Source organism: Actinomycetospora rhizophila (genome assembly GCF_042657905.1).
Taxonomy (GTDB): domain Bacteria; phylum Actinomycetota; class Actinomycetes; order Mycobacteriales; family Pseudonocardiaceae; genus Actinomycetospora; species Actinomycetospora rhizophila.
On sequence record NZ_JBHSKG010000020.1, the window covers coordinates 12,902 to 28,865 of the forward strand.

At 76.6% G+C, this 15,964-nt stretch carries 5 protein-coding genes; all 5 read left to right on the top strand.

The window, feature by feature from the left end; all coding sequences use genetic code 11:
* Positions 1–26 precede the first annotated feature (26 nt).
* The 5 genes from ACFPK1_RS27485 to ACFPK1_RS27505 are packed head-to-tail and all read left to right on the top strand — an operon-like array spanning position 27 to position 15,892.
* Positions 27–2,426, top strand: a complete 2,400-nt coding sequence (locus tag ACFPK1_RS27485) for a hypothetical protein (RefSeq protein ID WP_378024141.1) — start codon at positions 27–29, stop codon at positions 2,424–2,426.
* Positions 2,423–5,887 (top strand): DUF6603 domain-containing protein, encoded by a 3,465-nt coding sequence (locus ACFPK1_RS27490; RefSeq protein ID WP_378024142.1) that lies wholly within the window; start codon positions 2,423–2,425, stop codon positions 5,885–5,887. The genes ACFPK1_RS27485 and ACFPK1_RS27490 overlap by 4 nt, the downstream gene beginning before the upstream one ends.
* Entirely contained in the window at positions 5,884–8,577 is a 2,694-nt protein-coding gene (locus ACFPK1_RS27495) for a hypothetical protein (RefSeq protein WP_378024143.1), read from the top strand. The genes ACFPK1_RS27490 and ACFPK1_RS27495 overlap by 4 nt, the downstream gene beginning before the upstream one ends.
* Positions 8,574–14,201, top strand: coding sequence for a hypothetical protein (locus ACFPK1_RS27500; RefSeq protein ID WP_378024144.1), 5,628 nt, complete (start codon positions 8,574–8,576; stop codon positions 14,199–14,201). Before ACFPK1_RS27495 ends, ACFPK1_RS27500 begins: the two co-directional genes overlap by 4 nt.
* The gene (locus tag ACFPK1_RS27505) at positions 14,198–15,892 is read left to right on the top strand and encodes a hypothetical protein (protein ID WP_378024145.1); all 1,695 of its coding nucleotides are present in this window, start codon (positions 14,198–14,200) and stop codon (positions 15,890–15,892) included. Before ACFPK1_RS27500 ends, ACFPK1_RS27505 begins: the two co-directional genes overlap by 4 nt.
* The last annotated feature ends 72 nt before the right edge of the window (positions 15,893–15,964 follow it).

A 15,964-nucleotide genomic window follows, 5' to 3' on the forward strand; every position in this document is an offset into this window, starting at 1 on the left:
GCCACGCTCGACGGTGGGGGGACCTGGTGGCGTTCGTCCCGCTAGCGCAGCGGCTTGATGCCGGCGAGGTCCCCTCGATCCTCGCCGGCCCGATCCTGCGGCACGTCTCCGACGAGGAGGTCAACGTCTTCCTCGCCTGCCGAGCGGCCTCGACGGTCACCCTCACGGTGTTCGAGGGCAGCGGTGCGGGGCGTGCCGCGGTCCTCAGTGGCGCGCGCGCCACGGTGGCGCTGGGAGAACGCCTCCACGTCGTGGTCGTCACGGCCTCGGGCGACCCCGGCACGTTGACTCCGGGCGTCTCCTACACCTACGACGTCGACCTCGGCGCGGGACAGACCCTCGGCGTCGCCGGTGTGCTCCAGCGGGAGGCCACCACGCAGCCGCTCGCGTACGCGGGCGCTGGCCTGCCCGGCTTCTCGCTCCCGCCGACCGCGCTCGAGCAGGTCCGCCTCGTCCACGCCAGCTGCCGGAAGCCGCACGGCGAGGGGGTCGACGCCCTCACGGCCCTGCACGACATCATCGAGGGCGCCACGTCCGGCGCCGACCCGGCCGGCGCCCGCCCACACCAGCTCTTCCTCACCGGCGATCAGATCTACGCCGACGACGTGGCCGATCAGCTGCTGTACGTGCTCCGGGACGCCGCGACCGCCCTGCTGTCGTGGCCGGAGACGCTCCCCGGGACGACCCCCTCGGCGCTCGAACCGGGCGCGCGGGCCGCGCTCACCCTCGATGCTGGTCTCACGTCCGCCGTTCCGGACCCGGAGCACGCGAAGAGCCATCTGATGGCGTTCGGCGAGTTCGCGATGATGTACCTGTTCGCGTGGTCGCCGACCTTGTGGCCCGAGGCACTCCCGGCGCCCGACCCCCTCGTCCTGGGCTCACCGACCGACGATTCGACGCTGGCCACCGAGGACGTCCGGCTCACGGCGTTCCGGGACACGGTGGAGCTGGTCCGGCGCGCGCTGGCCAACGTTCCGGTCTACATGATCTGCGACGACCACGAGGTGACCGACGACTGGTTCATGAACCGTCGCTGGGTGGGCCCGCGGACGGCTGCCGACCCGCCGTGCGGCGTGCTCGAGCACCCCCTGGGACGCCGGATCCTGCAGAACGGTCTGCTCGCCTTCGCCCTGTTCCAGGCGTGGGGCAGCACGCCGGAGCGGTTCGCGCCGCAAGGACCGGCGGGGGAACCGGGGCGCGCGCTGCTCGCCGCGGCGGGGAGCTGGCGCGGGGCGGACGACGTCGACTCCCGGGCGATCGGCGCGCGGGTGGGGCTGCCGGCCACGCTGGCCGCCGGGTCGACCGAGCTCACGCGACCGGCGGGGGCGCTGACCTGGCACTACCGGGTCGCTCCCCGGGACGGGCAGTACGAGGTGCTCGTGCTCGACGGGCGTACCGCCCGGACCTACCCGGTGCGGCCCGACCTCGCGGCGCCCGGGCTGATGAGTCCCGCCGCGATCACCGGCCAGATCGTCGACGCCCCCGACGACGACGGCCGGCGCCTGAGCCTGGTCGTCACCCAGACCCCGTTCATCGGCCTCCCGTTCATCGAGGAGAAGCAGGCCGCCAAGCACGGAGAAGGCGTCTGGGACAGCGACGTCGAGGCGTGGAGCCTGAACACCGACGCCTTCGAGCGCCTCCTCGGGGCGCTGGCCGACCGGCGGCGCCGTGTCGTGGTCCTCGCCGGCGACGTGCACTACAGCTTCGCCGCGCGGATGACGTACTGGGCGCGCCGCCCGTACGGACGTCCCGAACCCCCCGAGCCGCTCGCCGCCGCCCTGGTGCAGATGAACGCCAGCTCGTGCAAGAACCAGACGACGGTGCGGTGGCCCGTCGACACCATCGACCCCCTCGAGGCCCAGCTGGACACCGACAGGCTCCACCAGAGCGGTTTCGGCGGCATGCTCTGGTTGGAGTTCGCGGAGGACTTCCGCCGGGCGGGTTGGCCCACCCCCCGGACGACGTCGTTGCAGTTCGACCAGAAGGTGCTCGGCCCGTTGCGACGGGCCCCCGGCTGGGACCGGACGCCGGCCGTCCTCGATCCCGAGAAGCTGCCAGCGGGCACCCAGTTCGGCTCGCAGCCGGACTGGCGGTACGAGGTCGTCTTCCGTCCCGGCACGAAGGGGCCCGATCCCGCCCGGCCCCACGTGAACGCGCTGCCGGTGGGCCCGCGCCCGCGGGTCGCCGAGATCCGCCGGTTCCAGATCGACTGCCAGGACCAGACGCGGGGCGCCGCCGGCCGGGACATCGTGGGACGCAACAACATCGGCGAGCTCCGCTTCGAGGTCGACGCGCAGGGAGACCCGGTCCAGGTCGTGCAACGCACGTGGTGGCGCGCCCGCGACGACGCCCAGCCCGTCGCCGCGACGACGTTCGCGGTCTCGCTCGACCCGACGACGCCCGCACCCCCGGCGCCGCTGCCGTGAACCGCAACGTGGGCGAGGTCCTGCTCGCCGAGCTGCGCGTCCTGCTCGAACCGCTGGCCGAGGCGACGCGGGACGAGTCGGCGCGGGAGGCGTTCTTCGCCGAGCTCGGCCTCGACCTCACCGGGCTCGTGGCCCTGCCCGTCGCCCAGCTCGAGGAGGTCGGCGCGGCGGTCACGGCCACCGTCGAGGCGCTGGCCGCGGTGCCCGTGCCCCCGGAGGACCTGGCCGATCTCCAGCCGTTGCTCGCGGCGACCGCTCGGGTGCCGGAGGCGATCGCGGCCCTGGCCGGGCTGGCCACGGGGTTCCCGGTGCTGACGCCGCCGCTCGACACCGAGCGCCTCGTCCGGGACGCCCTGGACGTGCTCGTGCTGCGCTACCTCGGGCAGCGTGCGCCGATCGTGCTCGTCGTGCTGCGCGTCCTCGGGCTGGTGCGCACGCGCCGGGCCGAGGAGCGGGCCCGCTACGCCACGGCGCCCGACACCGCCCGGGTCGTGCGCTTCCCGCAGGCCACCGAGGTCGTCGACCTCGCCGCGGTCGGGCCCCTCCTGCGCGACCCCGTCGCGGCGCTGCGCGCGCTCTACGTCCCCACCGAGCCGCCGACGGCGCGGGCGCTCGCGGCGAGCCTGTACCCCGCCCTCGACGCGCTGCTGGGCACCATCGGCGGCGCCGTGCTCGTCGTCGACCCACAGCGCAACGACGAGACCACGCTCGGGGCCGCCGGGGCGCTGCTGGCCTCGGCGACCGCCCTGCTCGCCCTGCCGCCGGCCCCTGGCGCGAGCCCCGACGACCCGCGCTCCGGCCTCGTGGTGACGGTCTCGCCGGCCGACGCCGGCGACCTCGGCGTGGTCGTGATGCCCGTCGGCCGGTTGTCCGGGGAGGTGGAGGCCGCCGGGTGGGTGGTGAAGAGCAGCATCGCCGCCTCCACCGCCTCGGTGGCGCTGTCCCCCGAGGGGGTGTACGTCTCCGACGACGGCGCGCAGATCACCGGCGGGGTGCGGGTGGGGCGTGGCGCGTCGGCCGACGTGCTGCGGCTCGGGGGGGAGAGCGGTACGCGGCTGGAGGTCGGGTCGGTGACGCTCGCCGTCGAGGTGCTCCTCGCCGCCGGCGCCCCCGGCGAGATCACCGTGCTCGCGGAGTTCGGGGCCGCCCGCCTCGCGATCGCCGCCGGTGACGGCGACGGGTTCGTCGCCCGGCTCCTACCCGGCGGCGGCGTGACGGTCGACGCCGACCTGGCGATCGGCTGGTCGAACCGCCGCGGGCTGTTCGTCCGCGGGTCCGCCGCGCTGGACGTGCACCTCCCCGTGCACGTCAGCTTCCTCGGCGTGCTCGACGTCGAGACGCTGGACCTGCGCGTGGCCGTCGCCACCCCGTCGACTCCGAGCGCACCGGTGGTCGACCTCCACGTCGGGGTCACCGCCCGCGCGCACCTCGGCCCGCTGGTCGCGAGCGTCGAGGAGATCGGTGCCCGCTTCGGCCTCGGCTTCCCGTCGGCGGGTGGCAACGCCGGTCCGGGGGAGCTGGTCCCGGCGTTCCAGCCACCACTCGGGGCCCTGCTCGATCTCGACGCCGGGGCCGTCCGCGGTGGCGGGTACGTCCGGGCCGACCACGCCGCCGGCCGCTACGCCGGGGTGCTGCACGTCGAGATCGTCGACACGCTCGCCGTGACGGCGATCGGGCTCGTGGCCACACGGATGCCCGACGGCCGCCCCGGCTTCTCGCTGCTGGTCATCCTCACCGCCGCCTTTCCCCCGCTGAACATCGGCTTCGGCTTCACCCTCAACGGCCTCGGCGGCTTGCTGGGGACCAACCGCGGGATGAACGTGGCCGCGCTGCGGGACGCCGCACGCACCGGCGCCCTCGACGGCGTGCTCTTCCCGCGTGACCCGGTGGCCGACGCCCCGCGGATCGTGCGCGACCTCGAGGCCATGTTCCCGGTCGCCGAGGGGCGCTTCCTGATCGGGCTGATGGCCGTTCTCGGATGGGGCACGCCCACGCTCGTGCGCGCCGAGCTGGGCGTCGTGCTCGAGGTCCCCGCCCCGGTGCGCATCGCCCTGCTCGGGCGGGCATCGATCACCCTGCCCGCACCCGACGCCGCGGTCGTCGAGCTGCACATCGACGTGGTCGGTGTCCTCGACCTCGGGGCGCGGGAGATCAGCGTCGACGCGAGCCTGCACGATTCGCGGATCGCGGCGTTCGCCGTGACCGGCGACTTCGCGCTCCGGGTCGGCTTCGGCGCGGCCCCGGCGTTCGCCCTCTCGTGCGGAGGCTTCCACCCGCGGGCCCTCACACCGCCCGGCTTCCCGCCGCTGCGGCGTGTCGCCATCGCCCTGGCGACGTCGGACAACCCCCGCATCCGGGTCGAGGCCTACTTCGCGGTGACCGCGACCAGCATCCAGGCCGGTGCGCGTCTCGACGTCTACGCCGCGAAGGACCTCGGCAAGCTCATCGGCCGGTGGTCGGCGAGCGCCTTCCTGTCGTTCGACGCGCTGGTGCTGCTCGAACCCCGCTTCTCGTTCGTCGTCGACCTCGCGGGCGGGACGAGCATCCGCCGCAACGGCAAGCCGGTGTTCAGTGCCGAGCTGTCGCTGACGCTCTCGGGGCCCCAGCCGTGGCGTGCTGCTGGACATGCGTCGTTCGAGTTCATGTGGGCGACCCGGCGCATCGCGTTCGCGGTGACCATCGGCGACGAGCCGCCCCCGCCGACCCTGCCCTTCGCCGACCCGGTCGCCGACCTCGTCGCCGCCCTGCGCGCCCCGGGCAACTGGTCGGCGCAGGTCGTCCGCGGGACCCCCGAGCCGGTCGTCCTGCGGGAGGTCGACGACACCGACCTGCTGCTGGTGCACCCGCAGGGCACCCTGGAGGTCCGCCAGCGCGTGGTGCCGCTGGGCGTGCGGATCGACCGGTACGCCGGTGGTCCGGTGCGCGAGCGGGACCGGCTCCTCGGGCTCACCGTCACCGTGGCCGGGGCCCCGACCGCCGGTACCGACGTCCGGGAGCCCTTCCCGGCCGGACAGTTCTTCGATCTGCCGGAGGACCAGAAGATCGCCGGCGAGGCGTTCCCGCGACTGGTCCACGGCCGGTCGCAGATCGCGCTACCGACCGCCGCCGGGCGCGTCCCGGCGGCGGTCGACGCGGGCGACGAGTACGAGACCGCCGTGGTCAACCCGACCACGGGCCACCTGACCCGGGAACGGCGGTACCGGGTGCCGGCCGACGTGCTGGACGCGCTGGTGGCCTCCGGCGCGGCAGCGGCGGCCCCGACGCGCACCACCGGGGACGCGGCGTACGCCGGGCCGTCGCGGGGGACCGGCGTGGTCGAACCGCGCTACGTGGTGGTCGGGAAGGCCGACCTCGCCGCTGCGCCCGGTGCGGCGGAGTTCGCCTCGGTGCGCGAGGCCGAGGAGTCCGGGCTCGGGCGTGGGCAACAGGTCGTGGCCCTGCACGAGGCGGTCCGCCCGTGACCCGCCGCTTCCTGCCGTGGTGGCGCACCGGTGCGGCGGCGCTCGTCACCCGCGCCGACGGCCCCGCCCTGCCCGCCCGGGCGGAGCTCCCCGTCGAGGCCACCGTGAACGCGCTGCACACGGCCACGGTCACCGCGCGCCTGTACGGGCCCGGAGAGGTCATCGGTCTCGATCCCCGGCAGGTGATCCGCACCGACCCGGTCGAGCACACCACCGACTTCGAGCCGAACCTCTTCCCGCTGATCGAGTTCGACGCCCCTGAGCTGCCCTGGGCGTTCACGCCGGCCACGGCCGACGCCGCCGACCAGCTCCGACCCTGGCTCGTGCTCGTGGTGGTGCCCCGGGCCGCGGCGCGCGGACCGGCGCACGACGGCCGGCCGCTGCCGGTCCTGGCGCTCGACGACGCGCGGAGCCAGCTCCCGGACCTCGCCCAGTCGTGGGCGTGGGCCCACCTCCAGGTCACCGGGACCGAGGCGACGCCGACGATCCTGACCGGCCCGGACCCGGCGCGGACCCTGAGCCGGCTGCTGTGCCCCCGGCGCTTGGCGGGTGACACCGCCTACGTCGCGGCCGTGGTGCCGGCCTTCGCGCAGGGGGTGGCGGCGGGCCTCGGGCAGCCCGTCGACGCCGGCGAGCTGCGTCCGGCGTGGGGGCCGACCACGACCGCGGTGGAGCTGCCCGTCCTGTTCTCCTGGGAGTTCGCGACCGGCCCGGTGGGCGACTTCGAGGAGCTGGCCGCGCGACTTCGCCCGCACCCGCTGGCGGCCGACGACCTCGCCGGGCTGCCGGTCACCGTCACCGACCAGCCCGCCGGCGTGCCCGACGCGGGCACGATCCACGTCCCCGGCGCGCTCGGTACCGGTGACGACCTGCCCCCGGACGTCGAGCCCGAGGTGCTCGAGAGCCTCGCGTCCCTGCTGGAGATCCCCGGGCCGGTCGCGATCCCGGCCGACCTCCCGCTGCCGTTGCCGGCGTACGGCCGGTGGCACGCGGGACAGCGCGTGGCGCCGACGCCGACCGGCACGAAGTGGTTCGACCAGCTCACGCTGCACCCCGCTGCCCGGGCGGTGGCCGCGCTGGGCACGCGGGCGGTGCAGGAGCGCCAGGAGCAGCTGATGGCCTCCGCGTGGGCGCAGGTCGGGGAGGTCGCGCGCCTCAACCGGCTGCTGCGCCACGGCCAGCTCGCCCGCGAGGCCACCCGTGTGCTGCACCGGCGCGTCGTCCCGCTGAACGGCTCGTCGCGCGACGCCGCCGAGGCGCTGGTGCTGGCCGGGCCCGCACGGCACCGTCTACTGGGGATCGACGGCGTCCGGACCGTCGCCGAGCACATCGCCACCAGCCGCGTCCCCGAGGCCCTGTTCACCGCGGCGGCGCGTCGCGTGCTCCGTGTCCGCGGGCCCCTCGGGCGGCGCGCCGGGGTCAGCGCCACCGACCTCGTCCTGCGGGCCGACGAGCGCGACGGACGCCCCGGGGCCGCCCTCGTCGGGCAGCCGCCGCGCCTCCCGCCCGGCACGATCACGATCGAACCGCTGGGGTCGGAGGACGAGCTGCCCCGGCTGTGCGGCCTCGGTCCCGGATGGTGGCTGGAACGACCGGGGCCGCGGGCGACACTGGGACCGGTCGCGGAGCTGTCGGCGTGGTTCGCGCCCTGCGACGGCCCCGGCCCGCCGCCGGCCCTGCTCCCGGACGAGCAGGTGTGGGCGGTCCGCGACGGCCTGGACCCCGAGCGAACCGTCACCACGAAGGTCCGCTCGCGTGTGCGGGTGCCGTCGACCTGGGTACCGCGCGACCCGCTCGAGCCGGTGCTGGTCGCGCCGGAGTTCCCGACCCCGATGTATCGGTGGGTGCGCGACCACGCCCCGGACCTGCTGCTGCCCGGGATCGGTGAGATCCCCGTCGACAGCGTCAGCCTCGTCGGCACCAACCCGTGGTTCAGCGCGGCCTTCCTCGCCGGGCTCAACCACGAGATGGCGCGCGAGCTGCTCTGGCGTGGGTACCCGACCGATCAGCGCGGTACCTGCTTCCGCCGGTTCTGGGACCGCTCGGTCGCGGTCCCCCCGTTGACGGGCGCCGACCTGGACGACATCCGCCCGCTGCCGGACTGGCCGCTGGAGGAGCCGCTCGAGCGGGCGGGGCTCCCGCCCGGTCCGCGACCGGCCTCCGAGCTGGTGCTGCTCCTGCGTGGTGAGCTGCCGCACCGCTACCCGCGCGCCACGATCTACGCGACGAAGGCCGTCTGGACCACGACGGCCGCCGGGGAGCGGGTGCACGCCCTGCCGGCCGCGCCGGTGGAGGAGCACGCGGTGTTCGGCGGGACGCTCGGGGCCGACGTCACGTTCCGCGGCTTCGCCATCAGCCCGAACCAGGCCCGCGGCGACGACGTGGAGCCGGGCTACTACATCGTGCTCCAGGAGCAGCCGACCGAGGCCCGCTTCGGGCTCGACGGCTCGGCGCCAACGGTCCCCACCGGGACCTGGGGCGACCTCTCCTGGGAAACCGTCACGGTGTCGGCGTCGGGCCACGTCGCGCTCGGCGGCACCGACCCGATCGTGGTGCCGCCCGGTGGCAACCCCCGGGGACTGCACTTCTCCACGGCCACCACGGCCGCCCACATCGCCGGCGTCGTCGAGCAACGTCCCTACCGCGTGGCCGTGCACGCCGCGGTGCTGCTGCCGAGGGAGGATACGTGAGCAGCGACGACGAGTTCGGGGCGCTGGACCCCGCCGTACCGTGCCTGCTGCTGCCGGTCCGGCTCGAGACCCGGATCCGCGCCCGGACCGACGGCGAGCCCGGCGACGAGCTGGTGGTCCGGATGTTCCCTGACGAGATCCACACCGACGACCACGACCCCGTCCTCACCGCGGCGGAGGCCGAGCTCGGACGACACTACTGGCGGCAACGGTGGGACCTCGAGAGCGCCGGCGAGCCGGACCCGGCGGACCCCGACGCCGTCCGAGAGCGGGCGCAGCGTCTCCTCGCGCTCTGGGACGCCCTCGCGGTCGCCGTCGAGCCGGCCCGCGCCACCTGGGTCCTGCGGGTGCTGACCCCGACCGATCTCCCGGCGACCCCCGCGCACCCCCCGACCTTCCCGGCGCTCCCGGCCGTCCCCGAGGACGCCGAACCGCACCGAGCCACGGCGGCCGCACTGCCCGACCGCTGGCTGGTGCGGGCGCACCTCGGCGACGTCGTCGTCGGCGAGGCGTGGGGCGCGCTGATCGCCCGGCCGCTGCGGATGGGCCCGGCGCCGGACCCGCTGCCCGATCCGCCTGACCCGCCTGATCCGCCCGACCCGACGGCGGGCGTCGAGGCGACTCGCTGGATGACCGATCTCCAGGTGGCGATCGACGTCGGGATGGCCGTCGTGGTGCGTCCCGGCGCCGGCGGACCGATCGACCGGGTGGACGTGGTGACCGCCGTCGGGGTGCTCGGCTCCGCCGACGCCGACGCCTCGTCCGGACTGCTGCGCGACCTGCTCGACGGTCACCAGTCCACCCCGGGCTCGGGCCTCGACCTCGTCCCGGTGGGCACGCCGACCAACAACACGCCGGCCGCGCGGACACCGCGGACCGGCGACCCGTCGAGCGAGCGCAGCGGCGCGCTCTGGGCCGAGGCGCCCGCCGCCGGTCGACGCAGCGAGCCCGGCGACGGCTCCGACGCCGACGTGCTGGCGGCGATGCTCGGCCTCCCGCCGCGCCTCGCGCGGAACGCGGCCGACGAGGACCGGTTCGTCCTGGCGCGCCTCGAGCACGCCGACGCCGCGGACCAGGCCGACGCACGGGACATGGCGACTCTGCTGTGGCCGGCGACCTGGGGCTATCACCTTCGCCAGTTCCTCCCGCCGCTCGGTGGGCTCACCGCCGATGCCGACCTCGGGACCTGGCGCCGGTTCGTGCTCGACACGGTGCGGGGCTGCGGCCCCCTACCGGCCCTCCGGGTGGGCGCGGTGCCCTACGGGGTGCTGCCGGTGCTCCCGGCCGACCGGTGGCGGGCCTGGCCCGACCGCCCCGACGCGCTGACGCTCGTGGCGGGGTGGGGGCCCCAGGGGCCGGCCGCGGAGTTCGCGGTCGGGTGGGACCTCGACACCGCCGGGGCGAGCGGGCGGTGGACCGGCCCCACCTCGGTGTCACTCGCCCTCCCGGCCGACGCCGCCGGAGCCGCGGTCGCCCTCCACGACGCCGACGGTGAGGGGACCCCCGAGCTCGCGGTGCTGACCACGAGTGCGGGCACCGCACTCGTCCACGTCGGCGCCGGCCCGGTGAGCGACGTCGTGGCGCTGCGGTGGCGCGGCCCCGTGGCGGTGCCGTCGGAGCCGGGGACCACGACCGGCCCGGGGGTGGGGCTCGGGGCGGCGCGGTTCGGCGACGAGCCGGTCCTGGTGGTGGTCACCGACCAAGTCCGGGGGGCGGGCGCCGCGGACGCCGTCGTCCGGGTCGGGCGGGACGTCGCCTCCGACGTCCGCCCCCCGTCCTGGTCGCCTGCGGTGGTGGTGCCGGGCCGCGAGCCCGGGACACGCCTCGCGGGGGCCGCCGTCGCCGAGCTGGGATCGGCGGGCTACCTCAGCCTGGTGGTCGCGTTCGTCCGCGCCACCCCGTGGCGCGACGAGATCGTCTACCGGGTCGGCCGGGGCCTGCGTCCCGACGGCACCGTGACGGCCTGGTCGCGGGCCCGCTCGGTACCTCTCGTGCCCGGACCTGGTGGTCGGGTCGACGCGGCGGACATCGCGGTGGCCGACCTCGACGGCGACGGGTCCGGTGGCGCCCTCGTGGTCGCGGCGGTGATCGACGGCGGCGAGATCGTCCGGGTGGTCGGGCGGGACCTGCAGCACTCCGGCGCCGTGACGGGCTGGCAGGCGGTCGCCGACGGCGCACCGCTCCGGACCCCCGGGGCGGTGCTCGGCGTCGGACTGGCCGTCGCCCCCGTCGGACGCGATCCGCGGCCGGGCCTGGGCACCCCGGCGGAGCTGGTGGGTCTGGCCGAGCGCGCGCGGCGCGAGTGGGCCCGCGGGGTGGCCTACGCGCCGTACCTGGGTCGCATCGACCCCAGCGGGCGCGACCCGCGCGACGACCTCCTCGACGTCTTCGCGAGCGACGCCGTGTCGCACCGGGTGCGCCTGCGCGGCGCCCTCGGCATGCCGCTGCTGTTGAACATGTGGCTCGCCGCGCAGGTCCCGCTCGTCCGGGACCGCTATGCGCAGCGGCTGTGGGCGTGGGCGGCGCCGTTGCTGTGGGACTGGGATCTGCTCGACCGGACGGCGCCCGACGCACTCGACCCGCGGGGCCGCCCGCGGCTGGGTCAGATGGCGTTCGACGAGGCCGTCGTGTTCGCCTCGCCGCTGGTGGGGGACGGGACCGACGCCCCCGACTCCCGGGAGGCGCTCCGGCTGGCGGCGGGCCTCGACGCCGACGGGCTCTACGTCGCTGCGCCCTCCGCCGATGCCCCGTTGCTCGACCACCTGGCCCGGCACTCCGCGCTCCAGGCCTGGGTGGACGCGGGGCTGGCCGTGCTGCCGCCCCACCCGGCGACCGCGGCACCGTGGGTCGAGCCGGAGCTGGTCGACCTGGAGGACCTCCGGCCCGAGGTGGAGGAGCGGACGCCGATCCCGACTCCCACCGGGTGGCGACACCTGCAGGACCGCTTCCCGGACGGGCACCCCGACTATCCGGGTCGACGGGTCGCGGAGGTCGTGGCCCACCTCCTCGCCCTGCTCGAGGCCGGCGAGCCGGTATCCGTCGAGGGCTCGGCCCGACGGCGGATCGAGGAGCTCGCCGAGCTGCGCCGGGCCTGCACCCGCCTGGCGCTGCGCCCCGTCGCTCCGCTCGACCGATCGCTGGGGGAGACGCTCGACGTCGCGAGTCACCGCGTCGACGCCTGGCTGACCGCGATCGCCACCGACCGCCTCCGCGAGCTGCGGCGGGACCGCCCGGAGGGCGTCCACCTGGGCGGCTTCGGTGTCGTGACCGACCTGGTCAAGGACCCCGGGCCGGCGACGGAGGGCTACCAGCACGCCCCGTCGGTCGGTCAGGCCGCCACGGTCGCGGTCCTGCGCTCGGGTCACCTCACCCACACCTCCGGGGGGATCGCCGATCGCCTCGCGCTCGACCTGCCGTCGGCCCGCATCCGCGCCGCGCTGCGGGTGGCGCGCGGGGTGGCGGCCGGCCACCCGCTGGGCGCCCTGCTCGGTGAGCGGTTCGAGGCGGCCCTGCATGCCGAGCCGGAGCGGGGTCTGGCCCAGTACCTGCCCGCACTGCGGCAGGTGGCCCCGCTCGCCGCCGGCAAGGCCACGCCCGTCCCGGCCGGCACGGCGGTCGACGCCGTGGCGGCGCCCGTGGTGGTCGACGGCCTCGCCCTGCTGCGCACCGAGGTCCCGTGGGGCTCGACCCCCGCGGGCGCGGACATCGGGCTGCCGCCGGCGGGCAGCCAGGACATGCAGTACGTGGCGGGCCTGCTGGAGGACCTGCGCGACACCCTCGACGCCGTCGGCGACCTGGGGGTCGCCGAGTCCGTGCACCAGGCCGTCCACGGCCGACCCGATGCGGGTGGGGGCGCGCTCGACCTGCTTGCCGGCGGCGAGGTGCCGCCCGCCGAGCCCGAGGTCGTCCGGACCCCCCGGGCGGGCACCGGGCTGACCCACCGGCTCATGGTGGCCCTGCCGGGCGCCGACGACCCGGTCGCGGTGGCCGCCCTGGCCCGGTGGCCGGGGGCCGGGACCCGGCCGCGGGCGCGGGCGTCGTCACGCGTGGACGCGTGGTGCGCGACCCTGCTCGGGGACCCGGCCCGCTGTGTGTGGCGGGCGCGCTGGGTGTCCGCACCGCCGGCGCCGGACGACCCCGACGTGCTCGTCACCCTCGCCGACGTCGGGTTCTGCCCGCTCGACGTGCTCGACCTCGCCCGGGCCCCGGCGGCCGGCGAGCACGGCGACCCGGCCCTGACCACGGCCCGCGGTGAGCTGGAACGCCTGCTGGCCCGCCACGCCGCGACCGTGGCGCCCGCCGGGACGGCGGGGCGCGAGCTGACCATCGACCTGGCACCCGCGGACCTCGGGGACGGCGGGGGCCGGACCGTCGTCGAGGTGCTCGCCGTGGCCGGCGCGGTGCGCGACCTGGTGTCCGCGTCCCGACCCGTGGCCGCCGGCGACCTGGCCGGCGCACGCGGGCTGCCCCTCGCCGCCGGGCACGACCTCGCCGAACTCGAGGTCGCCGCAGCCGTGGCGACCGACGGCCTCGCCGCCGCGTCCGGCGTGCTGCGGGCGCCGTTCCTGTTCGACGACCCCGCGCTCACCCGGGCCGCGCTCGTCGCGGCGTACCCGGCGGCGCCCCCGGGCACGTTCGACGCCGCTACGGGTCTGCTCGACCTGCCCGCGCACCTCGACCTCGCGCCCGCGCTGGCCACGACCGGCCTCCCCGCCGTCGCCGACCTCGACGCGGTCCGGGACGCGCTCGTCGGGCTCGCGGCCTACGGGATCGACGGCGCCGCACCCGTCAGCCCTGGGGGGCGGGGCGCTGCGAGTGCCGCGCAGGACGTCGGGGCGCTGGCTCGCCAGGCGCTTGTCGTGGCGGGCGAGGCGGGCCGGCGCGAGGCCGAGGCCCGGGCGCAGACGGACCCGGTCGTGGCCCTGACCTCGGTGTTCGGCCGCGGGTTACCCGTCGTCCCGCCGGTCGCGCTCCCCGCGCCCGACGCGTGGGCCGCGGCCCTCGCGCGGCGGGCGACGGCCGGTGATGCTCCCGACCCGGCCGTGGCGGACTGGGTGGAGGAGGCGGGCCAGGTGCGCGACGGCGCCTCGAGACTCGCCGACGTGCGTCTGCTCGGGGACGCGGTCGGGGGGTCGGGGTGCCGATTGCGGGTCGCCCAGTTCCCGGTCCACGACGACGACTGGTGGGCGGCAGCGCCCACCCCGGCGGGTCGGGAGGCGAGGAGCGGGGTCGTCGCGCTCGTCCTCGCCGGCACGTCCACCCCGCCCGGGCCCGACCCTGCGGACGGCACCGTCGCCGGTCTCCTCGTCGACGAGTGGGTCGAGGTGGTGCCCGCCGCGACGCAGGACACCGCCGTGGTCTTCCAACTGGATGCGCCGACCGCCCGTGCCCCGCAGACCCTCCTGCTCGCCTGCGCCCCGGACCCGAGCCGGGCGTGGACGCACGACGACCTCGAGCACGTCGTGCTGGACACCCTCGAGCTGGCCCGGATCCGGTCGCTCGACCCCGGGATGCTCAGTCCGGCGACCGGTCACTTCCTGCCGGCGACGCTCCTGGCGCGCAACGTCGGCGGCGACGATCCGCGCGGCGACACCGTGTCGACCCGCTTCCCCGAGGTGAGGTGACCGCCGTGCCGTCGGTGACCAGCTGGACGAGGATCGAGCCGATACCGCAGGACCCGTCGATGCCCGGGTTCGCCGCGCGTGTCGCCGATCCGCTGTGGCTGCTCGCTCGTCAGTGGCAGCTCGCCGAGCTCACCGCGCGCGACCGCGGGTCCCCGGTGCGGGTCGACCTGACCGTCGAGTCGGCGCCCCTGGAGCGTCACCACCCCGGGCCGCCCGACGCCTCCGGGGCTCCGCTCGACCGGGCCGTGCCCCTCGAGGCGACCGTCGAGGCGGAACCCCGGGCCGCGCCGGGCGTTCGCGGGAGCGCCCGCGACGCCGCGGTGACGGGCTCGCGACTGCTGGCCCTGCTCGGGCAACTCGCCGACGAGCTGCGCGAGGCGCTCGTCGCGACGTACGCGATCCCGGCACCGCCCACCGATGCCGATCCGGCGGCGGCCCGCCGCGTGGACCTGCTGCGCCGCAGCGTCCCCGACGGGCGCGCACTCGCGGACGCGATCGCCGCGGCGCAGGCCGCCGGTGACGTGACCACGGCCCTGCCAGGGCTGGATCGCACCGATCCGGCGGCGGTCACGCTGGCCGGCGAGGCGGCGACGGCGTGGCTCGGGTGGTACGTCGCCCGCCCGGTCCTCGGTGGGGCGCCGCCCGCGGGTTGGCGGGCGGAGCGGCTCGTCCACGAGGTCTCGATCGCCGCACCGGGGACGAGTGAGACGGTCCTCGTCGGGCGCGACCACGACGGCGGCGAGCTGGACTGGTGGTCGTTCGACGTCGCCCCGGGCGCGAGCCTGGGGGTCACGGGACCGGCTCCCGCGGCGAGGACGAGCACGACGTTGCCGACCGGGCTGGCCCTCGCCGGGCTCCCCGCGTCGCGCTTCTGGGTGATGGAGTCCGGCGACGTCAATCTCGACCGGATCTCCGCCGCACCCGAGGAGCTGGGCCGGCTCCTCTTCACCGAGTTCGCCGTCGCCTACGGCAACGACTTCTTCGTCGTCCCGGTCACAGTCGACGTCGCCTCCGTGACCCGCGTCCGCGGGCTGACGGTGCGCACGACCTTCGACGAGGACATCGCGGTGCCGTCGTCGGTCGCCGCCGACGTCGCGGCCGGTCGCCCTCCCCTCCGGCTGTTCGTGTCCAGCGAGGACGGTCACCGCGAGCGCGCCGAGGAGGTGCTGCTCGTCGCGCCCTCCGCCGTCGGCGCGATCGACGGCGCGGCCCTCGAGGACGTCCTGCTCGCCCGGGACGAGACCGCCAACCTCGCGTGGGCGGTCGAGCGCCGGGTGCCCGGCGTCGACGGGCGCGGCGCAGAGCGGGTCGAGGAGCTGCGCCGGGGAGCCCCGCCGGCCGCACCGGCGTTGGGCTCCCCACAGCCTCCCGTGGTGCGCTACGAGCTCGCGTCCGAGGTGCCGGCGAACTGGCGGGCCATGACCAGCAGCGCGCGGGATGCGCAGGGTGATGACCGACCCGTCCTGCGGCTGATCGGGGGCACAGGGCGCGGCGAGCTCCTCTTCGCCGGATGGGAGCTGCACGCCGAGCGCCTCTCCAGGACCGGGATGTGCTTGAGGCGACGGGCGCGGCGGGCGAGGAGCTCCGACGGCCGGACCATCACGTGGACTCGTCGGGAGACCGCGCCCGCCACCGGAGAGAGCACGAGTGGCCTGCGTTTCGACCAGCTCTCTGATCAGGGGATCCCGTGAGCGGGTGTCGGAGGTCGACGAGCACGGCGGCGGAGGTGTCCCTGTGGTCGAGCTGCGCGGGAGGGCCCCTCC